This window comes from Verminephrobacter eiseniae EF01-2 (genome assembly GCF_000015565.1).
GTDB lineage: Bacteria > Pseudomonadota > Gammaproteobacteria > Burkholderiales > Burkholderiaceae_C > Acidovorax > Acidovorax eiseniae.
In genome coordinates, this window is sequence record NC_008786.1 from 1,641,632 (window position 1) to 1,662,015 (window position 20,384).

The following is a 20,384-nucleotide window of genomic DNA, read 5'->3' on the forward strand; positions in this document are numbered from 1 at the left end:
CCGAACCGCTTGCTGCGGGTTGGCTGCGGCCAAGCGGCGGGAGACGACGGCCCGGCGGCCCGGCGCGCCATCATCGGCGCCGGGCATCAACGGCATCGAGGGCATCGGGGGCATCATCAGGGCCGCATTGCGCGGGCGTCAGATGGCGCGCTCCCAGTGGCTGCGCGCTGCCGACAGCCAGCCGCGCAATGCAGCGGGTGTCATGCAGCGGTGCTGCGCGATGCTGGTTCCTGCGCCCATCTTGATGCCCCAGCCGCCCAGCGCCTGTACGGCGGCAAAGCCGGCTTCATCGGCGAGGTCGTCGCCGGCAAACACCGGCATGCGGCCGGCAAACGGCGGCCAGGCCATGAAGTCGGTGATCGCCCGGCCTTTGTGCACGCCCCGGGGTTTGACTTCAAGCATGCATTTGCCCGGTTGCAGTTCCAGGTCTTGGGCGGCCTGTATCGCGCGCGCCAGGGTGTCATGGCACAGGCGCTCCAGGTGCGGCGCCTGCCGGTAGTGCAGCACCAGGCCGGCGTTTTTGTGCTCCAGCAGCAGCCCGTCATGCTGCACCGCGAGTTCGCGCGCGGCGCGCACGACGGACGCCAGACCGGGTGGCGCAATGGCCGGCTGGCAGCGGTGCGCCAGGCGGTATTGGGCCCCATGCTCGCTGGCCAGCGGCAGACGCAGCGGGGCCAGGAAATGATCGATGTCGGCTTCGGGCCGCCCGGTCACGATGGCCAGCGCGCCGCCCAGATGGGTGTGCAGCGCTGACAGGGTGGCGATCAGCCCGGCGGCCACGGTCACCGCATCGGGGCGCGGCGCCAGTTCGGCGAGCGTGCCGTCGAAGTCGAGAAAGAGCGCGTGGCTGCTCGTCAGAGGTGGGAGTTGTGGCATCGGGCAGGCGCCAGGCCGCTGGCGGCCTGGCGGTGGTGTTGATGTTGATGTTGATGTTGATGTTGGTGTTGGTGTTGGTGTTGGTGTTGACAGTGACAGTGGCAGTGGCAGTGGCGGTGTCATTGGCTGGCGAGCCACTGCGCCACCGCTGCCACCCGCGCCTGGCGGATCAGCGCCCCGACCTGCGGGCCGGCCAGGCCCCGGGCGGCGGCCTGCGCGGCAATGGCGCTGCTGTGCACGGATTGCGCTGCTGCCAGCGCGGCGGTCAGGCGCGGGCGCTGCGGGTAGGCCGATTCGGCAAACCCGAGCCGCCCGCGCGCATCGCATTCGCAGGCCAGCAGGATGTCGGCAAAGCGCTGTGGCAGGCGCAGCGCATCGCAGCGCTCCAGCAGGCGCACCAGCGCTGCGGCAGACAGCGCGTTGCTGCAATGGATGTGGCCATGCTCGCGCGCCACCTTGTCGGCGGTTGCGCGGCAGTCTGCGGGCACGCGCAGCCGCTCGGCCAGGTGTTTGAGCAGTTCGGCGCCGCGCGTCTCATGGCCGATATGGCGCGGCAGCATGTCGGCGGGCGTGCTGCCTTTGCCCAGGTCATGCGCCAGGCAGGCAAAGCGCACGGCCAGCGGGGCTTGCAGCCGCGCGGCCATGTCCAGCACCAGCAGCAGGTGTGCGCCGGTGTCGATCTCGGGGTGGTGCTCGGCGCTCTGGGGCACGCCCCACAGGCGCTCCACCTCGGGCAGCAGCCGCTCGAGCGCGCCGCATGCGCGCAGCACCTCGAACATGCGCGAGGGCTTTTCGGCCATCAGCCCGCGCGCGAGTTCCTGCCATACGCGCTCGGCCACCAGGTGGTCGGTCTCGCCATGCGCGACCATCTCGCGCATCAGTTGCAGGGTCTCGGGCGCCACGGTGAAATCGGGCAAGCGCGCGGCAAAGCGCGCCACGCGCAGGATGCGCACCGGGTCTTCGCGGAACGCAGTGCTGACATGGCGCAGCACGCGCGCGGCGATGTCCCGGGCGCCGTGATGGGGGTCGATGAGGCATCCGGCGCCGGATGCATCGGCGCTGGTGGCGATGGCATTGATGGTCAGGTCGCGGCGCGACAGGTCTTCTTGCAGCGTCACCTCGGGCGCGCTGTGCACCACGAAGCCCCGGTAGCCGCGCCCACTCTTGCGCTCGGTGCGGGCCAGCGCGTATTCCTCGCGCGTTGCCGGGTGCAGAAAGACCGGAAAGTCGCGCCCCACGGGCAGATAGCCCTGCGCGCGCATCTGCTCGGGTGTTGCGCCCACCACCACCCAGTCGCGGTCATGCACCGGGCGACCCAGCAGCCGGTCGCGCACGGCGCCTCCGACCATGTAGATCTGCATGCCGGTCGTTCAGGGGATGGGGCGCAGACGGTAAGGCTCCTCGAAATCGCGGAAGTCCTTCTCGGCCAGCGCCCCGTCGATCCAGGCCCGCACGCCGGGCAATGCCTGCACGCGCTGCACATAGTCGGCGATCGGCGGCGGCACGGGCAGGGCGTAGCTGGCCAGGCGCATGCACATGGGGGCGAAGTAGGCGTCGGCGATCGAGAACGCGCCAAACAGCAGGGGCCCGCCATGCTCTTGCAGCAGCGCGCTCCACATCTGCACGAGGCGCTGCATGTCGGAGCGCACCGCAGCCTGGTCGCGCCAGATCAGGGCGCCGGTGTCGGCCAGGCGGGCTTCGATGTTCATCGGGCAGTGTCTGCGCAGCGCCGTGAAGCCGCTGTGCATTTCGGCGCAGATGCTGCGGGCCCGGGCGCGCTGGTGGGGGTCGCCGGGCCACAGTCGCTTGTCGGCATGGGTTTCTGCCAAGTACTCGGCAATCGCCAGGCTGTCCCACACCACCAGCGCGCCATCGACCAGCACCGGCACCTTGCCCGCCGGGCTGATGGCGTTGATGCTGCGCTTGAATTGCGAGTCCGCCGCAAAGCTGTCGAAGCGCACGAGGACTTCGTCAAAGGCGATGCCGGCCTGGCGCAGCAGCACCCAGGGGCGCATGGACCAAGAGGAATAGTTCTTGCTGCCGATATGAAGCTGGAGCATGGGGTACCTGTGCAGGGGAAGTGGAAAAGCACGGTCGGCGCGACCGGCGCTGCCACCGCACTATATGGCACAGAGTATGGGCACGGGGGTGGGCTGCGCGGGGCAGGGACGGGCGGTGTCGTTCATCCGGGACGCCCTCATGCATCTGCGGCAGCGCGGCTTGCAGGGGATGAATCGATGCCTGACAAGGCAAGAATGGTAATGGCAACGGCGCCAACTGCTCCGGCATAAAAGATTGTGCCCAAGCCGTAATGCTGGCCGATGATGCCCAGCAACGGCGGCACGGCGAGCAAGCCGCCGAATCCCATGGTTGAAACAGCGGCAATTTGCACCCCCGGACGGGGCAGGGCGCCCGCCAGGCTGAACAGGACCGGCACGATATTGGCAAGACCTGCGCCGGCGATGGCGCAGCCGGCAATCATGATGGCCGGGTCTTTGCTCAGCGGGCCAATCACCAGCCCGAACGCTGCGAACAGGCCCCCGGTGCAGACCAGCGAGCGGGCGCTGAATCGATGGCGGATGACGTCGCCGGCCAGGCGCATGATCGCCATGGAACCCGCAAAGGCCGCATAGCCCATGAGCGCAAGCTCGCTGCCGGCGGCAAGGCTTTGCTTCATGTAGACCGCCGCCCAATCGAGCACGATGCCCTCGCCGCCGAAAGCAAAAATCGACACGATGCCTAAGATGAGAGCCGGCCCGGCCAGAGTGAAGCGCGTTTTTTCAGAGGCGTGCCCGACAGGTTCCTGCTGCGGGAGAAGCCCTCGCAGCCCCCACAGAAACAGCGCGAGCATGGCCACGGAAATCATCGAGGCTTCGATGGCGGGGGAAAATGCGCGCATCAGCAGTGCGCCGGCACCTGCGCCGGCCAAGCCGCCAAGACTCCACATGCCATGGAAGGAAGACATGTAGGGGCGGCCCGCATACCTTTCGACATCGCAGGCATGTGTATTCATGGCCACATCCATGCTGCCGCCTGAGGCGCCAAACAGAAAAACGACAATGGCGAGGGTGATGACGTCAGGCGCCAGCGGAATGAGAATGCCAAAGCCGCACAGCAAAGTGGCAGTGATGCGCATCAAATGGACGACACCGATGCGATGGATCAGCCATGCACTGCCCGCCATGGCAAGAACACTGCCGCCGCCGAGCATGAACAGGATCAGGCTGAGCGCAAGAGGCTCCAGCCCCAGCCTTTCCTTGAAGGCGGGTATTTGCGTAGCCCAGACCCCGAAAAGGACACCGTGGGCCAAGAACATGGTGGCCGTCGGGTGCCATATGCGCCAGCCCCGATGTGTGCCGATGATGGAATCAGGCAAAACGTACTCCTGCCTATATGGGCCAGACTACCCCGTTGTCGTTCAGGATGGCGTCCAGCGGCAGGTCAAAGGCTTCAGGCTCGAAGTCGTCCAGATAGCCCTGCGTGAACCCCAGGCCGACGGTGAACGGTTTGGGCTGCAAGATGGCCAGGGTGCGGTCGTAGAACCCGCCGCCATAGCCGAGCCGATAGCCGCCCGCTGCGTAGCCCACGCAGGGCACGAAAAGCAGCGTGGGGACGACGGCCCCGGTGCCCTTGGGCTTGGGGATGCCGTAAGCGTCTTCTTCCATCGGGCAGCCGGGGTGCCAGGCATGAAAGCTCAGCGTCTTGTGCTGCTTGTCGACCACGGGCAAGCCGATGCGGCGGCGCAGGGGCTGGCCCTGCAGTTCGCCGTCTTCCTGCCAGCGGTGCAGCGCGGGCAGGGGGTCGAACTCGCCCTTGATCGGCCAGTAGGCGCCGATCACGGTGTCGGGCCGGTTCACCAGCCAGATGCGCATGACCTGCTGCAACAGATCGGCCCGTTGCAGGCGGTCGGGCAGGTTCAGGCGTTCTTCGATCAACGCGCGCCGAAGGGCTGCTTTGTCCATCAGATAATTCCCCCATGCAATGGCATCGAATTCTGACACCGCTCGTCGCCGGCGCGCTGCTGGCCGGCAGCGTGCCCCTGGTGTGGGCGCAAAACAAGGGCGACGAGATCCTGCTGGAGATGCAGCAGGCATTCCAACAAGGCGAGCGCAAAAAGCTGGAGCAACTCCTGCCCGCCGCGCGCGGCCATGCGCTGGAGCCCTGGGCGGCGTATTGGGAGCTCAAGGCCCGTCTGGAGGAAGCCTCGGAGCAGGAGGTGCAGGCGTTCATGCAGCGCTACGCCGGCAGCTACCAAGAAGACCGCATGCGCAACGACTGGCTGCTGCTGCTGGGCCAGCGGCGCGACTGGGGGCGGTTTGCCGAGCAACACCCCTACTACCGCATGTCCGACGACCGCGAAGTGCGCTGCCATGCGCTGCTGATCGAGCATCTCTTGGGCCAGGCGAGCGCCTCGGTGGCCGCCGCCGTGCGCAGCAACTGGTATGCGCTGCGCGACGCCGACGACGGCTGCACCCATGCGGCCGGCACGCTGTACGGCGCCAACCAGCTCAGCGCGCCAGACATCTGGCGCAAGGCCCGCCTGGGCATGGCGGCCAACCGGCCGCAGGTGGTGCGCAATGCGGTCGAGATCGTCGCCCCGCAGGCGTTGGAGCAGATTCAGGAGTTGCTCGACAGCCCCGGCAAGTACCTGCGCAACCGGGCCACGGAACGCGGCCAGTGGCAGCAGGAACTGCTGCTGCTGGCCCTGATCCGGCTGGCCAACGGCAACCCCGACGGCGCGGCGCAACAGCTCGGCAACCGCCCGGGCGTGCAACTCTCGCCCGAGCAGCGCAACTGGGCCTGGGGCGTGATCGGCAAAGCCGCTGCGCAAAATCTGTCCGGCGCCGCGCCGGACTACTTCGCCAACGTCACCCGGGACAGCGACCTGAGCGATGATCTGCTGGGCTGGAAGGTGCGCGCGGCATTGCGCGCAGGCCGCTGGAGGGCCGTGCTCAAGACCGTCGATGCGATGCGCCCCGAGGCCCGCCAGGACAACGCCTGGCGCTACTGGAAAGCGCGTGCGCTGCTGGCCGACAAACCCGGCGACAGCGAACGCGCCGCCGCCCGGCAACTGCTGCAAGACATTGCCGGCGCCTGGGGCGCAAGGGGCTTTTATGAGCAACTGGCGCAGGAAGAACTGGGCCAGCGCATCACGCTGCCGCCGGCGCCGGCGCCGCTGAGCGCCGAAGAAAAGGCCGCCGCCCGCGCCAACCCCGGGCTCAACCGGGGGCTGTACGCCATCTTGCTGGGCCTGCGCAGCGAGGGCGTGCGCGAGTGGAACTACAGCACCAGCCTGTACCAAAGCGGCGGCATGCCGGACCGTGAACTGCTCGCGGCCGCCGACTTCGCCTGCCAGCACGAGGTCTGGGACCGCTGCATCAACACCAGCGAACGCACCAAGGGCGCGATCGACATCGGCCAGCGCTACCCCACGCCGTTTCGCAAGGCGGTGCTCGATCGTGCCCGCAGCGCAGGCATCGATCCGGCCTATGTGTACGGGCTGACGCGCCAGGAAAGTCGCTTCGTGATCGATGCCCGCTCGCATGCGGGCGCTGCGGGCCTGATGCAGGTGATGCCCGCCACGGCCCGCTGGACTGCCAGAAAGATCGGGCTGACCGACTTCAGCCCCGGCCAACTCACCGACCGCGACACGAACATCACCATCGGCACGGCCTACCTGAAACTCGCGCTCGACGACTTTGCCGGCTCCATGCCGCTGGCCGCCGCCGCCTACAACGCCGGCCCGGGGCGCCCGCGCAGTTGGCGCAACGGCCCGGAGCTCGACGCCGCCATCTGGATCGAAAACATCCCCTTTGCCGAGACGCGCGACTATGTGAAGAAGGTGCTGGCCAACACCACCGTCTACGCCGCGCTGTTCACGGGACAGCCCCAGTCGCTCAAAAGCCGCCTGGGCACCATAGGCCCGCGCGATCCGTCGGCGCCGACGGTGAACAAAGAACTACCCTGAGCCGGCCAGGGAGCATGGATCGGGCCTGCGGGCGCTGCGCCGATGGCCGCACCGCTCTGGAGCGGGTCAGGGGCGGGCCGGGTCAGGGGTGGTGTTCCGCTCATCGGCGATTCATTGAAGTGGGGATGGCCGTGTGATTGGCTCACTGGGGCTCGATCTGCAGCGGATCGGCAAGCTCGATTTGCGTGTAATTTGTCTGCGTCGAGATGAGAAATTGACAATCATCACTGCGTGTTGGGTGGGCTTTTTCGACAGGCGCAGCAGCGCCTGATCACTGCCCTGCGGCCCGATTCCACCTCGTATTTGAGCTGCACCAAAAATTCAGCATCAGGATTTCCGTCGGCGCCTGTTCGTGCAGTGCCATTCGATGGCACGACTAACGGGCGGCGCGCATGAATGCCCGAACCTTTGCTTCATCAACAGGATTCCACCATTGGCCGCCCGCCTTCAGGGAGCTTGCCACAATCACGCCATCGACGATCGAGAGTATCTCGCTGATGTTGTGTTCCGTGCAGCCGCTGCCAATCAGCAAGGGCAATGCCGTCGCCGCCCGGATTTGCTTCAGATAATCCGGGCTGGCGGCGTCGCCGGTGCGCTGGCCTGTGGCGATGATCGCGTCTGCATCAAAGAATTCGACGTCGCGCACCAGTTCTTCGAGCGAGCGGTCTGCCACAATCGCGTGAGCGCCATGTTTGACGTGTGCATCCGCAAATACACGGACCCCGGTCGCCCGCAACCGGGCGCGGTAGCGCAGCGCGCTCGCTGCTGCGCCTTCAATCAAGCCTTCGTTCGCAATATAGGCATTCGCCCATTGATTGACGCGCACGAACGCGGCATTGCTGGCCGCAGCAATGGCCAGCGCCGCCATCGCGGCGTTGGCCAGCACGTTGATGCCGATCGGCAGGCCGGTTTCTCGCGCGATGCGGTCGGCGGTCACGGCCATGAACGCCGAGGTTTCATGACCGATGTCTTCAGGTTTCGAGAAGGGTATGTCGCCGTGATTCTCGACGATCAGTCCATCGACACCGCCACGCGCATATGCAAGGGCATCGGCGAGTGCAGTTTCATACAGGGCTGCTGCCGACATGTCTCGATAGCGCGGCGCCCCGGGGAAGGCTGGACAGTGAATCACGCCGATCACGACCCCGCGCGCGCGTCCAAAAATCTTTTCGACGCAATCGGTGCTGCCGCGTCCCACAGCCAATGAAGTTTCCATTTTGATTCAATACCCTCTCTGGTTGATTGATTCCTCGCAGCAGCGCGGGGATTCATTCAGCGTCGGCTGATGCGTTTCGTAAATCGCGCATGGTTGCGCGATCGGGAAAGCTGGCTTGGCTGCCTCGCCGCGTCACGCTCGATGCGGCAACTGATAATGCCCAACGCAGCGCAATGGGCATGGTCAGATTTTGTGCCAGCGCAGCGACGAGCGTGCCGCAGAAAGCGTCGCCAGCGCCAACGGTATCGATGGCCTGGGCGCGCACTGCCGCAGCCAGCCTTGCCCCATGCTCGTCGCACCAGAGCACACCCTGCGCGCCAAGCGTGATCAGTACCTCGCGCGCGCCTGCGTCGTGCAGCGCTGCGGCAGCATGCGCCGGGTTGTCGAGTGCGGTCAGTGCGGCCGCTTCGACCTGATTGACGACAAGAATGTCGACATGGGCGAGCATCGGTCGGCAATCGAAGCGCACTGGCCCCGGATTGAGCAGGGTGCGCCGTTGCTTGCGCCGCGCAGTATCGAGCACCTCTGCGGTCACTGGCGCGCTCAGGTTGCCCTGTTGCACGATCCAGTCGCCGGCATGGGTCGCATCCAGCAGCGTGTGCAGGTCTGGTCGGTAGTCGGCGGCGGCGGTGTTGCGGGTAACGATGGTGTTCTCCCCACGGGCATCGACGGTGACGATCGATAGGTCGCTGGCGCAGGAAAGCCGCACCACGTTCTGCGTGTTGACGCCATCGTCAATCAGGCGCGCCAGAATGCGGTCGCCGTCGGCGTCGCAGCCAAGCGCCGCAAACAATTGCGTCTCGGCCCCGGCCCGGGCTGCGACCACGGCTTGATTGGCGCCCTTGCCGCCGAAATCGGAGCGGCTCTCCACCGCGAGCACCGTCTCGCCGGGCAGTGGCAGGGCGTTGACCTGCACGCTCAGATCGATCGCTGCGTTGCCAACGACGCAGACCCGTGCCGCGGTGTTCATCGCGCGATCAAGGCGCACTTGAGGTCAGCCAGTCGAGGCAGTTCAGCCAGAGTCTGGCACTGCCGCTCCAGTCGGAAAATTCCGGCGGCAGCCAGTGATGCGACATGTCGCTCATCCAGGCCAACGTGCGCCCCTTGCCGTATTCGCCTGCCACGAGCAGCGGATGTCCGGTATCGGGGACGGTCGCAATGACGGTAGCCCCGGGTTTGGCCTGCACTTCGTTGTAGCCAAGCAGGTGCGGCCATGTGCTGCCCAGCCCGCTGACCACGGGATGCGCGGCGACAATCTGCGGCGCGAAGCCTTCCGGCACTTCGACGCGGTCGTCATAGGGCAGGCAGGTCACCGGGAGCACTTCTTCGACCGGCGTATTGTGAAAGCGCGCACTGCCATTGATGCCTTGAAAGCTCAGGTAGCCGCCTATCATCATCAGGCTGCGGCCGGCCGCCACGTATTCGCGCAAGAGCTTCAGGCGGTTCGGGGTGCGCTGGCTCCTCATCCAGGTGTCGGGATGCAGCAGCAGCGTGTTGGCCCCGATGTCGGACAAGAGGATGGCGTCATAGGCGAGCAGACCTGCGAGCGTGGCCGGAAAATCTTCCTGGGCTTCGTGGTTGGGCATGTGCCTGACCGAGTAGCGGCTGTCTTTCATCGCGTCGAGAAAGAGCTTTGCGCCATGGTGGTGTGTCACCGTCGGAAACTGGTCGAAACCTTTGATGTGTGTCGACATGCTGGTCCAGCTTTCCCCTGCGAGCAAGATGGCTTGGGTCATTACCTCTCCTGTGAAATGGATTGCGGCGCAGTGTCAAGAAAAAACCTTGGCCGGATTGGTGATCATCAGCGTTTCGATCTGTTCATCCGTCACGCCGTGGCGACGCAGCCTCGGCACGAAATATTTCAGAATGTAGCCATAGCCGTGACCGCCGTAGCAGGTCAGCATGGTCTTGAGAAAGACATCCTGCGACATGAGCAGCCGGTCGATGAAGCCGGCATCGATCAATGCCTTGATCGCGCGGGCGTTTTCCTGGTCCGACGGCGATTGCGCATCCTCGTCTGCGTAGTAATACTCCATGCCGATCATGTCGTACTCGAGCCATGCGCCGCGCCGCGCGAGCGCGTGCTGATATGCCGTGTCCATGTGGCTTGGGTTCATGTGGCACAGCACGGTGTGGTTCAGATCGGCACCTTCTGCTTCGATGATGTCCAGCACACGATGCCCATGCCGCGCCCAGCCCGGCAGATGAATGGACAGTGGCACGCCGGTGGCGGCAGCAGCGCGCGCGGCGGCGCGCAGCGATTTTTTTTCGTTGGCGGTGAAACTTGCCGACACGCCGATTTCGCCGATCAGTCCGGCGACCACAGCGGGCTTTGCGTCTGCGCCACCGACATCGAAAATCAATTGTGCCGCCAGTTCATCGATCGATTTCTGGCTGACATAGGCGGGGTGCGAAGGCTCCAGATAAAAGCCGGTTGACATCACGATGTTCAGTCCGGTGCGCCGCGCAATTTTCTGCAATGCCGATGGATCGCGGCCCATGCCGAGGTTGGTCGGGTCGACGACGGTATCGCCGCCCAGTTCGCGAAAGCGCATCAACTCATCGATCGCAAGCTCGGCGTCGAAAAGCTGGCAGTTGTCGCGGTTCATGAGTGGATTCATCCGCAGCGCACCGAGAATGCCGATGTGCACTTTCTGCTCGCCGATATGGCGCTCTGCGCAGCACGACGATGGCTGCCACTTGCCGGATGCATCGAGCAAAATGTGTTCGTGCATGAGCGTCACGCCCATCCGTTCGACGGGCAAGGGGCCAAGCACCGTCATCACATGACCGCTCTTGACACCAACCGGCAATGGCTCAGCATGGCGGAAGAGGGAGTTCATTGTTTTGGCTGCGAGGTGAAAATGCGCGTGTTCATCCAGATTGCCAGAAGCATGATCGCGCCCTGGATGATCTGCGTATAGAACGGCGATACGTGGATCAGGATCAGGCCATTGCCGAGCACGGCGATGCTCAGTGCGCCGAGCAAGGTGCCGACGATGGTGCCGCGGCCACCGAACAGATTGGTGCCGCCGAGCACCACCGCAGCGATCACGGCAAGCTCGAAACCGACGCCTTGGTTGGACGAGCCGCTGCCAAGCCGGGCCGTGGTGATGAGACCGGCCAACCCCGCCGCCGCGCCGCTGAGGATGTAGACTTTCAGCGTCACGATGCGCACCTTGACGCCGGCGCGGCGCACACCCTCGCTGTTGGTGCCGATGCCGACCACGTAGCGGCCAAAGCGCATGTGGCGCAGCGCCACCCATCCGGCGCATAGCGTCAATATGGCGATCAGCGCGGGCAGCGGCACGCCGAACAGGTGTCCGCGTCCGAGTTGAACGAACCAGCCGATGTCCCTGACCGGCACCGAATAGCCTTGCGTGATGAGCAACGCGATGCCGCGCACGACCGACAAGGTGCCCAGCGTCACGATGAAGGCTGGCATGCCGGCCCAGGCAATAAAGTAGCCGTTGAGCGCGCCGATCGATGCGCCGAGCAGCACGCCGCCGAGCAGCACGACGATGTCTGGCACGTCGGCCTGCAACGCAATGGCCGCGAGCGCGCCAACCAGCGCAAGCGTCGAACCGATCGACAGGTCGATGCCGCCGGTGGTGATCACCAGCGTCATGGCGGTGGCCACGATCAGCAGTGGCGCGCTCTGCCGCAGCACATTGAGCAGATTGCCCGCGCTCAGGAAGGTATCGGTGGCCACACTGAAGGCAAGCACACAGCAGATGAAGAAGACGGCGATGCTGGCCACGCCGGCATGGCGCAGATGCCGCAGATGCTGGAATGGCCGCGCTGTCATGATCAGGCCAGGGCGCGCGCCGAACGCGCACTGAATTTACGCCCGACGATCAGGTCGACGATTTCTTCCAGATTGGTCTCGCCGATTTTTCGGTCTGCTATGTTTTGTCCCTCGTACATCACGCTGATGCGGTCGCAGACGAGAAACAGGTCTTGCAGACGATGGCTGATCAGAATCACGCTCACACCACGTCGGCTGACGGTGTGCACCAGTTCAAGCACCGCCTCGACTTCGGCCACGGCGAGCGCGGCGGTCGGTTCGTCCATGATCAGCACTTTCGGGTCGAAGGAGACCGCGCGCGAAATGGCAATCGCCTGCCGCTGACCGCCGGACAGGTTTTCGACATCGAGCCGGGTGTTGGGAATGCGAATGCCAAGGCCGCGGAGCATCTCCTGCGCGTCGCGGTGCATCCTGGCGTGATCGAGCAGCGGCACGCCCAGTACGCGCCGCATTGGTTCGCGCCCCAAAAACAGATTGCCTGCCATGTCGATGGTGTCGCATAGCGACAGGTCCTGATAGACCATTTCGATGTGGTGCGCGCGCGCCTCGCCAGGGCCGCTGAAGTGCACCGGCTGGCCGTCGATTTCAATGCGCCCGCTATCGGGAATGAGCGCGCCTGACAGCACTTTCGATACCGTCGATTTGCCTGCGCCGTTGTCGCCGACCAGTCCGAGCACTTCACCCGGCGCCACTTCCAGATTCACCCCGCGCAACGACTGCACGGCACCGAAACTCTTGGTGATGTTCTCCATGCGCACACGCGCAGGCTTTGCCTCATTGCTCACTGCCGCGTTGCTCATGCGCATTTCCTTCAAAAACCGCGACCTCGCGGCCTTACCTGAAGATCGCCCGGTATTGGTGGACATTCTCTTTCGTCACTATCGTGACCGGCACCGAGATGTTCTTTTCAACCGCCTGTTTGTTGATCAGTTTGATGGCTGCGCCGACTGCGGCGCGCCCTTCGCCTTCGGGATCTTGCTGCACGACGGCGGCGACCAGGCCGGCATCGATGCCCTTGATCGCCTGCGCGCTCAAATCCCAGCCGACGATTTTCAGGCGAGCGCCTTGGGCTGCGGCCACCAAGCCGATCAATGCGGGTTCGCCGGTCGCGTAGACGATCTGCAAGCCAGGATTGCCGGAAATCAGGTTTTCAGCCGCCGTCTGTGCCTGATCCTGCACGTTCTGGCCATCCACTATCGATACGATCTTCGCGCCTGGCACGCTTGCCAGCCCGGCTTTGAAGCCGTCCAGACGCACGTTCTGAATGAAAGAGTTCAGCGCGCCCACGACGCCGACCTGCGCCTTGCCGCCAAGCGTTTTACTGATGTAGTTTGCCGTGTGCTTGCCGATATCCACGCCAACCTTGTAGTTGTCCACGCCGACCTGCGCGGCGTTGTCGCCATCCACGATGGCGTCGATGGTGACGACTGGAATGCCGGCCTTCCTGGCTTCGCTGATGGCCGGTTTGATACCGTTGACATCGATCGCAGCAACCAAGATGGCATCGACCTTTTGCTGAATGTAGGTCTCGATGGCGTTGGTTTGAGCGCTCGGATCATTGTTGGCGTTATGGATCACCAGATCGACACCGGCTGCTTTCGCCGCCGCTCGAGCACCCTGGTTCATCTGGATGAAAAAAAGCGCTTCCTGATTGATTTGCACCAGCGCAATTTTCTTCCGGTCTGCCGCAAAGCCCGCTGAACCGAAGATGGATAGCGCCAGGAAAGCCACAGCGGCAACGGTGGTCCGGCGCAAGGATGGAACTGCACTCATCGAAATCCCCTTTCTGGATGTGTGGCACGCACGTCCGGGAACGCCGCGCCGTCTGCACCACCGGCATGGCATCGCAGCATGTTTGTAAACCGGTTTACCATCAGCTTATGCGGAGCGCATGTGGATGTCAATCGTTTCCCTCAATCGGCGTTTGACAGGGGTTTCTTGCGCGGCGGCGCCACGGAAGCGCGTTCGATCAGGCGCACCGGCAGCCGCTGAACCGGCGCTCCCGTTGCCGGGGCAGGGCTGTGGTCGGCCAGCATGGCCAGCAGGATGGCGACGCCAGCGCTGCCCATCTCACGCGCGGATTGCTTGAGCGTGGTGATCGGCGGCATCAGCAGGCTGGCAAATTCCATGTCGTCGAAGCCGACGATCGACATGTCGCCTGGCACGTCCAGGCCGCAGTCGCGCAGCGTCTCCAGCATGCCGACCGCCAGGTAATCACTGCCCGCGAATATGGCAGTCGGGGCATCGTCGCGGGCGACGAGCTCTGCCGCAGCGGTCTGACCGAAGCGGCGCTCGTAGCTTCCAAACAGCACCAGCGAGGCGTCGAACGGAATGTGCGCGGTGTCAAGCGCGCGCCGATAGCCCGCCAGGCGTTCGCGCACGGTGAACAGCGCTGCCGGCCCGGTGACATGCGCAATGCGGGTGTGACCGGCGTCGAGCAAATGCCGCGTGGCCAGATAGCCGCCTTCGATGTTGTCGACGAAGACCTTCGGGATGTCCACTCCCGGCACATCCTCATCGATCAGGACGATGTTGCTGCGCTCGCCGATCAGTTTGCCAAGCGAGCCGTCGTCTGGGCGATTGGTCGCAAAAATCAGGCCGTCGAGGTGTTGTGTGTCGAGCCAACCCAGATAGAGCGCTTCGCGCGCAAGTTGGTTGCGCGTGATGCACAAGGCCAGACCAAAGCCGCCTTCAAATGCCGCTTGCTCAACCGCATCGGCCAGTTCGGCAAAGAAGGGATTGGCGACATCCGGCATGACCAAGCCGATCATCTCGCTGCTGCCGATGCTCAAGCGACGTGCCAGACTGTTTTGCCGATAATTGAGCGCAAGCACCGCGTCGTCGATGCGCCGCCTGGTTTCTTGCGGCAAGTCGAGGGTGCCGTTGAGATAACGTGAGACGGTTGCCTTGGACACCTTTGCCAACGCAGCAATATCGCGGATCGTGGAGGCTTTGGCCAAGTGAGGTTTCCGGGGAGTGATTGGGAGCCGAGGTTTATCCACAAATACAAGCGCGCAAGCGCACCTTCGTGCAGCGCAGCGCCAGCCGTGCAGTGCGTGCCGGTTTCCGGGTGTTCGCACTCGCCGGCACCAGCAAGTCGGTTTCTCCCGGCACGGGTGTGCCCAGAACGGTTTGCCACAGGTACTGCTCTTCATGCTCAACCCGCCGGTTCCAGGCCGCCCGGACCAGCGAGTCGACACCTTCGATGCGCTGCGCCATGAATACGTCGTAGATGTCGCCTTCCCGATCACTGATGCCAACGATGTGCGTGTCTTTGCAGTGGGCCTCGAGGGCTACCAGTCGTTCATGGCCTGCGCGCCATTTCACGCTTTCCTTGTCCGCAATGGGCAGTTTCTTGCGCTTTGTCCTCTTGCCCGATTCTTCGGCTGCTCGAACCCAGGTCTTCATGCCCAGCACACCGAGGGGCAGGCCCTCGGGGCTGACGGCCAATTGGCTGTGAATCATGAAACCATGTCGGTTACCGCCGGTGCCCAGCCCCAGTCCTTCGGTGGCCGGCAAATGCGTCAAATTGAACTCGCTCGTGTCCTGCGATATTTTTCTGGCCAGCACCGCCAGGCGTTGTGTGAGCCGGGCATCCCCGAAGTCGGCCTCTCCAAATTCGTCATCTGCCCAATCGTTGCTTTGCGTTCTGGCCGTCAAGTTTATCCCTCGTTCGTGAACTGTCATCATACAAAGCCAACATCGTCCGACACCGCTTACAACCCCCTTCAAGCCTGAGCTGGCCTGCGGTGCGGAGTTGTGGGGAAACCTCAGGGTCATGGGCGGGGTGATCGGCTACGACGCAACGCCGCAAAAAATGACACCCACCATCTCGTTTACCTGCAACTTCATCCGATCGGCCATGCTGGGTGACAGCGTGATCGCCAGTGGATCGTCGCACTCGGCGGTGTGGTCGGTGCGGGCTATGCACTGTTCGGGGTGCTGGCAGCGTCTGGTCTGCTGTATGAGAAATCGCGACTGAGGACCGTATTCACAGGTCAGGTTGCGCTTCAGAGAAGGGCTTAGGGTCCATGGGGAGTCCCCGAACGGGCGCAGCGGTGCCGGGGTATAAAAATTAGAATCACCGGTTCAGGCGCTGCCCGCTGCGGCAGCGGTCGCAGTAGATGCCAACACTTGAACCAATGACCTCCGCATGGACCTCTTGATCCTGGCAATCCTGATTGCCGCCGGCACCTTCATGCTCAACGCCAAGGAGCAGCGCAAGCGCATCGTGCTGCTGGGCCGCCATCTGGCCAACTACCAGATCGAGCAGCTGATGCAAGCCCTGACCGATGGCTATCTGCGCGCCCTGGGTGAAAGCACCGATGAGCGGCGCAGCCAGATCTGGAGTCTGCTCGGCACCACCGAGTCACAGCTGAGCGAGCAGTTTGACCTGTTTGCCGCCGACTTTGCCAAAGTGGACAAGGCCCACACCCATGTCAGCCGCCTGGCGCTGCCGATTCCGTTTGCCGAAAAGATTTTCCCCGGACGGACCTTCGACATGCGCCGGGTGCTGTCCATCCACGCCCGTGGCATTGCGCATGTGGTGCACAACACCGATCATCTGTCGCCCAAGGAGCGGGCCTACATGATGACGGCCGAGCTGTTTTTGATGCAGCACAGTTGCCACTGGTTTTGCAAATCCAAGGCGGTGGCCACGGCCCGCATGCTGGCGCACCATCAGACACCGCATGGGCAGTTGATCGCGTCGGTGTCGGCGCAGACGCGCAAGGCTTATCTGGCGCTGATCGGCGGCGGCTGAACGGCGGCGGCGCCCGCCATCAGCGCACCAGCAGTCTGGCTTGGTCGTACACCGGCTGTGCGGGCAGATCCGCCAGATGCCGGGTGTCGGCCCAGTGCAGCACTTGCAGCGCATCGCCATCGACCCGCACGCGGCTCAGGCCCGCATTGGGGATGTCGCTCTGGCGCGGGCCGGCCAGCCCTTGGCCATGGGCGGTGCGCCAGATCATGTCCAGCACGCCGCCGTGGGTCACGACCAGCACCGTCTTGCCCGCATGTTGCTGCGCGATGCGGCGCACGGCGCCCATCACGCGGGTGTGGAACTGGCGCGTGGTCTCGCCGCCGGGCATGCCGGAGTCGGCATCGAAGCGCAGCCATCGGGCCCAGGCGTCGGCGTGCGCGGCCTTGATGTCGTCCACCCGCATACCGTCGACCACGCCAAAGTCCTGCTCGCGCAAGCTGCTGTCGGTCAGCGTTTCGATGCAGGCCTGCGGAAACAGCACCTGCAGGCTCGGCTGCGCTGTCTGCCGGGTGCGCACCAGGTCGCTGCAGATCAGGTGGTCTACCACCGGGCGCTCTGCGGCCAGGCGTTCGGCCAGGCGGCGGGACTGCTCATGGCCCAGGGAATTGAGGGCCACATCCACCTGCCCCTGAAAGCGCAGTTCGCGGTTCCAGTCGGTCTCTCCGTGGCGGATCAGGATCAGTTCGGTCATGCAGCGCATTATCGAATGCATGTCCGTCAGTGCAAGCAGCTTTACGCTCTGATGCCTATGAACAAAGCGCCATCAGCTATTATTTTGATAACCACTGCGGTCGACAGGGCAGGGGTGGCGGGCCGTTCGAAACCCGCGCGGCAGGCGCCGCAGCGCTGTGCAGGACGGGGGCTTGCGCAGTATGCCAAGCCGCGATATCTGTTGTTCCGGTTTCTTGTGTGTACAGCCGCCGGGGGCTTTTGCACAATCGGGCATACAGGGCCGATGGCAGGTTCTGCCCCACGACCGGAGAGACAAACATGTATCCAAAGAACGCCTGGTATGTCGCCTGCACGCCCGACGAGATTGCCGAGCAGCCCTTGGGCCGCAAGGTGTGCGGCCAGCCCATCGTTTTCTATCGCCCCGCGCCGGATCGGGTCGCCGCGCTGGAAGACTTCTGCCCCCACCGCGGCGCGCCGCTGTCACTGGGCCGGGTGTGCGACGGCGAACTGACTTGCGGCTACCACGGCCTGCGGGTGGGGTGCGACGGTCGGGCGCTGTCGATGCCCGGCCAGCGGGTGCAGGGTTTTGCGCGCACGCGCAGCTTTCCGGTGGTCGAGCGCTACGGCTTCATCTGGGTCTGGCCGGGCGATGCCGCGCTGGCCGACCCCGCCAGGATCGTGCATCTGCACTGGGCCGACAACCCCGAGTGGGCTTTTGGCGGCGGCCGCTACCACATCGGTTGCGACTATCGGCTGATGATCGACAATCTGATGGACTTGACGCACGAGACCTATGTGCATGCCAGCAGCATCGGGCAAAAGGAGATCGACGAGGCGCCTTGCAAGACGCACATGGCGGGCGACGAGGTGATCACCAGCCGCTTCATGCCAGGCATACAGGCGCCGCCTTTTTGGCAGATGGCGCTGCGCATGAACGGATTGCCCGACGACCAGCCGGTAGACCGCTGGCAGATCTGCCACTTCACGCCGCCGAGCCATGTGCTGATTGAGGTGGGCGTGGCGCTGGCGGGCCTCGGTGGCCATGAGGCTGCGGCCGACAAGAAGGTTGCGTGCATCGTGGTGGACTTCATCACCCCCGAGACCGAGACCTCGATCCACTACTTCTGGGGCATGGCGCGCCACTTCAACCCGCAAGACCCGACCCTCACGGCCCGGATCCGGGAGGGCCAGGGCAAAATCTTTGCCGAAGACCGGCAGATGCTGGAAATGCAGCAGCAAAACCTGCTGCACTACCCCGAGCGCAAGTTGCTGACGCTCAACATCGACGCCGGCGGCGTGCAGTCGCGCCGCGTGATCGAGCGCATGATGGCGGCAGAGTTGGGGGCCTGAGCGCTTTGGGTGCTCAGAGTGGCCGCGCCGAAAACGCTCCGGGCATGGTCACGCGGGAGGCGCTCTTGAAGCGGAGCGCCGCCAGATAGATATCTCTGACCGGCGCAGAAAAGACCTGCAACGGGCCGTTCTTGCCCTGCGGCCCTGTGGCTCGGACGCACGCAGCCGACGATTGATGCCCGACCTCTGAAGCACGAGATCAGCCACCGGCGCTGGTGGGGCAATCGCCGGCAGCTATTGTTTTTGTAGTGCTTGCAGCAGCTTGGCGGGCATTGCGTCAAAGCCGCCATTGCTCATGCACACCACATGGTCGCCGGGGCGGGCCGCTTGCGTGACCTGGGCCAGCAGCGTGGCGCTATCGGGGGCGGTCTGCGCGCGCAGGCCGGGGCCTACGCCCAGCGGGGCCAGCGCCTGTGCGGCGTCCCAATCCAGTCCTGCGGTGAGGCAAAACGCCAGGTCGGCCGGTTCCAGCGCCCATGGCAGCCGGCTTTTCATCGTGCCCAGTTTCATGGTGTTGCTGCGCGGCTCGAACACGGCCAGGATGCGCGCTCCGGCGCCCAGGCTGCGGCGCAGCCCGTCCAGGGTGGTGCGCAGCGCGCTCGGGTGGTGGGCAAAGTCGTCATACACGGCAACGCCGCCGACGATGCCGCGCAGTTCCATGCGCCGTTTGACGTTGCGGAATGTGGCCAGGGCCGCTGCGGCCTGCCCGGGGTCCACGCCCACATGCTGCGCGGCGGCGATGGCGGCCAGCGCGTTGAGCTGGTTGTGCACACCGGTCAGCGCCCATTCGACGCGGGCCAGCTTTTGGCCTTGGTGCGTTACGTCGAAGGACTGGGGGGGGCCTTCGGCGCCGAAGGCGCTGATCGTTTCTGCGCCGAAGGCGCTTGTCCCTTCCGCGCCGAAGGCGCTCATCGTGTCCACGCCGAAACGGGTCACCTGGCTCCAGCAGCCCATCTGCAGCACGCGGGCCAGGCTTGCATCCAGTCCGTTGACGACCACGCGGCCCGATGCCGGCATGGTGCGCACCAAGTGGTGGAACTGGCGTTCGATCGCGGCCAGGTCGGCAAAGATGTCGGCGTGGTCGAATTCGAGGTTGTTGAGCACCGCCGTGCGGGGCCGGTAGTGCACGAACTTGCTGCGCTTGTCGAAGAAGGCGGTGTCGTATTCGTCCGCCTCGATCACGAACAGCGGCGTCGCGCCCAGCGGGGCAGGGGCCGGGAGCGGGCGTTGCGGCGCGCCGAGCCGGGCAGACAGGCCAAAGTTCAGCGGCACGCCGCCGATCAGAAAGCCCGGTTGCTGCCCCGCGCATTCCAGTATCCAGGCCAGCATCGAACTGGTGCCGGTCTTGCCGTGGGTGCCCGCGACGGCCAGCACATGGCGCCCCGGCAGCAGTTGCTCGGCCAGCCACTGGGGGCCGCTGGTGTAGGGCTGGCCGGCATCCAGGATGGCTTCCATCAGCGGGAACTTCGGGCTGCCGTCGGGCTGCCGGGCGCGGCTGACCAGGTTGCCGATCACGAACATGTCGGGCCTGAGCGCCAACTGGTCGGCGCCAAAACCCTCGATCAAATCAATGCCCAGTGCACTGAGCTGCTCGCTCATCGGGGGATAGACGCCAGCGTCGCAACCCGTCACCCGGTGGCCCGCCGCGTGCGCGAGCGCTGCCAGACCGCCCATGAAGGTGCCGCAGATGCCCAGTATGTGAATGTGCATGGGCGCAGATTTTATGGTCGGG

The 20,384-nt window shown here is 64.8% G+C and carries 19 protein-coding genes; 3 read left to right on the forward strand and 16 right to left on the reverse strand.

Translation table 11 applies throughout. The annotated features are described in order from the left end of the window. Positions 1-138: 138 nt before the first annotated feature. The 5 genes from otsB to VEIS_RS07165 form a co-directional block, all read right to left on the reverse strand. The gene (gene otsB, locus VEIS_RS07145; RefSeq protein ID WP_011809235.1) at positions 139-876 is read right to left on the reverse strand and encodes a trehalose-phosphatase; all 738 of its coding nucleotides are present in this window, start codon (positions 874-876) and stop codon (positions 139-141) included. 119 nt (positions 877-995) lie between these two features. Further along, positions 996-2,237, reverse strand: a complete 1,242-nt coding sequence (locus tag VEIS_RS07150) for a multifunctional CCA addition/repair protein (RefSeq protein ID WP_011809236.1) — start codon at positions 2,235-2,237, stop codon at positions 996-998. Between the two features lie 9 nt (positions 2,238-2,246). After that, a complete protein-coding gene (locus VEIS_RS07155) occupies positions 2,247-2,936 on the reverse strand; it encodes a glutathione S-transferase family protein (RefSeq protein ID WP_011809237.1) in 690 nt (229 codons plus the stop codon). A gap of 137 nt (positions 2,937-3,073) precedes the next feature. Continuing rightward, positions 3,074-4,252, reverse strand: a complete 1,179-nt coding sequence (locus VEIS_RS07160; RefSeq protein ID WP_011809238.1) for an MFS transporter — start codon at positions 4,250-4,252, stop codon at positions 3,074-3,076. A gap of 13 nt (positions 4,253-4,265) precedes the next feature. Continuing rightward, entirely contained in the window at positions 4,266-4,838 is a 573-nt protein-coding gene (locus VEIS_RS07165; RefSeq protein ID WP_011809239.1) for a 5-formyltetrahydrofolate cyclo-ligase, read from the reverse strand. Between the two features lie 14 nt (positions 4,839-4,852). Between VEIS_RS07165 and VEIS_RS07170 the strand changes: the two genes are divergently transcribed. Continuing rightward, complete coding sequence (locus VEIS_RS07170; protein WP_011809240.1) at positions 4,853-6,844, forward strand: lytic transglycosylase domain-containing protein; 1,992 nt, start codon at positions 4,853-4,855, stop codon at positions 6,842-6,844. Between the two features lie 376 nt (positions 6,845-7,220). Here the strand turns inward: VEIS_RS07170 and VEIS_RS07175 are convergent, their stop codons facing one another. From VEIS_RS07175 to VEIS_RS07215, 9 genes are all read right to left on the reverse strand, one after another. After that, complete coding sequence (locus tag VEIS_RS07175; RefSeq protein WP_011809241.1) at positions 7,221-8,060, reverse strand: BtpA/SgcQ family protein; 840 nt, start codon at positions 8,058-8,060, stop codon at positions 7,221-7,223. 52 nt (positions 8,061-8,112) lie between these two features. Then, positions 8,113-9,030: a ribokinase gene (locus VEIS_RS07180; RefSeq protein ID WP_011809242.1), complete on the reverse strand. Its 918-nt coding sequence runs from the start codon at positions 9,028-9,030 to the stop codon at positions 8,113-8,115. Positions 9,031-9,037: 7 nt separating this feature from the next. Beyond that, positions 9,038-9,796 carry a glutamine amidotransferase gene (locus VEIS_RS07185; protein ID WP_011809243.1) on the reverse strand — a complete coding sequence of 253 codons (759 nt, stop codon included), beginning with the start codon at positions 9,794-9,796 and terminating at the stop codon, positions 9,038-9,040. 33 nt (positions 9,797-9,829) lie between these two features. Next, on the reverse strand, positions 9,830-10,903 hold the full coding sequence (locus VEIS_RS07190) for a phosphotriesterase family protein (RefSeq protein WP_011809244.1): 1,074 nt from the start codon (positions 10,901-10,903) through the stop codon (positions 9,830-9,832). Further along, positions 10,900-11,868, reverse strand: a complete 969-nt coding sequence (locus VEIS_RS07195) for an ABC transporter permease (protein WP_011809245.1) — start codon at positions 11,866-11,868, stop codon at positions 10,900-10,902. Before VEIS_RS07195 ends, VEIS_RS07190 begins: the two co-directional genes overlap by 4 nt. A 2-nt stretch (positions 11,869-11,870) precedes the next feature. Next, the gene (locus tag VEIS_RS07200) at positions 11,871-12,734 is read right to left on the reverse strand and encodes an ATP-binding cassette domain-containing protein (protein WP_232287873.1); all 864 of its coding nucleotides are present in this window, start codon (positions 12,732-12,734) and stop codon (positions 11,871-11,873) included. Continuing rightward, complete coding sequence (locus VEIS_RS07205; RefSeq protein ID WP_011809247.1) at positions 12,703-13,641, reverse strand: substrate-binding domain-containing protein; 939 nt, start codon at positions 13,639-13,641, stop codon at positions 12,703-12,705. Before VEIS_RS07205 ends, VEIS_RS07200 begins: the two co-directional genes overlap by 32 nt. 140 nt (positions 13,642-13,781) lie before the next feature. Further along, a complete protein-coding gene (locus VEIS_RS07210; protein ID WP_232287924.1) occupies positions 13,782-14,948 on the reverse strand; it encodes a LacI family DNA-binding transcriptional regulator in 1,167 nt (388 codons plus the stop codon). Then, positions 14,863-15,648: a transposase DNA-binding-containing protein gene (locus VEIS_RS07215; protein ID WP_011809249.1), complete on the reverse strand. Its 786-nt coding sequence runs from the start codon at positions 15,646-15,648 to the stop codon at positions 14,863-14,865. Before VEIS_RS07215 ends, VEIS_RS07210 begins: the two co-directional genes overlap by 86 nt. Positions 15,649-16,021: 373 nt before the next feature. Here VEIS_RS07215 and VEIS_RS07220 point away from each other — a divergent pair, with 373 nt between their 5' ends. Next, positions 16,022-16,630, forward strand: coding sequence for a hypothetical protein (locus VEIS_RS07220; RefSeq protein WP_011809250.1), 609 nt, complete (start codon positions 16,022-16,024; stop codon positions 16,628-16,630). A 19-nt stretch (positions 16,631-16,649) separates the two neighbouring features. Here the strand turns inward: VEIS_RS07220 and VEIS_RS07225 are convergent, their stop codons facing one another. Continuing rightward, positions 16,650-17,321, reverse strand: coding sequence for a histidine phosphatase family protein (locus VEIS_RS07225; protein WP_049774044.1), 672 nt, complete (start codon positions 17,319-17,321; stop codon positions 16,650-16,652). 299 nt (positions 17,322-17,620) lie between these two features. On the opposite strand from VEIS_RS07225, the gene VEIS_RS07230 reads away from it, so the two are divergent. Further along, a complete protein-coding gene (locus VEIS_RS07230; RefSeq protein WP_011809252.1) occupies positions 17,621-18,652 on the forward strand; it encodes an aromatic ring-hydroxylating oxygenase subunit alpha in 1,032 nt (343 codons plus the stop codon). A gap of 234 nt (positions 18,653-18,886) precedes the next feature. Here VEIS_RS07230 and mpl read toward each other — a convergent pair whose 3' ends face one another. After that, positions 18,887-20,362: a UDP-N-acetylmuramate:L-alanyl-gamma-D-glutamyl-meso-diaminopimelate ligase gene (mpl, locus tag VEIS_RS07235; protein ID WP_011809253.1), complete on the reverse strand. Its 1,476-nt coding sequence runs from the start codon at positions 20,360-20,362 to the stop codon at positions 18,887-18,889. Positions 20,363-20,384 lie beyond the last annotated feature (22 nt).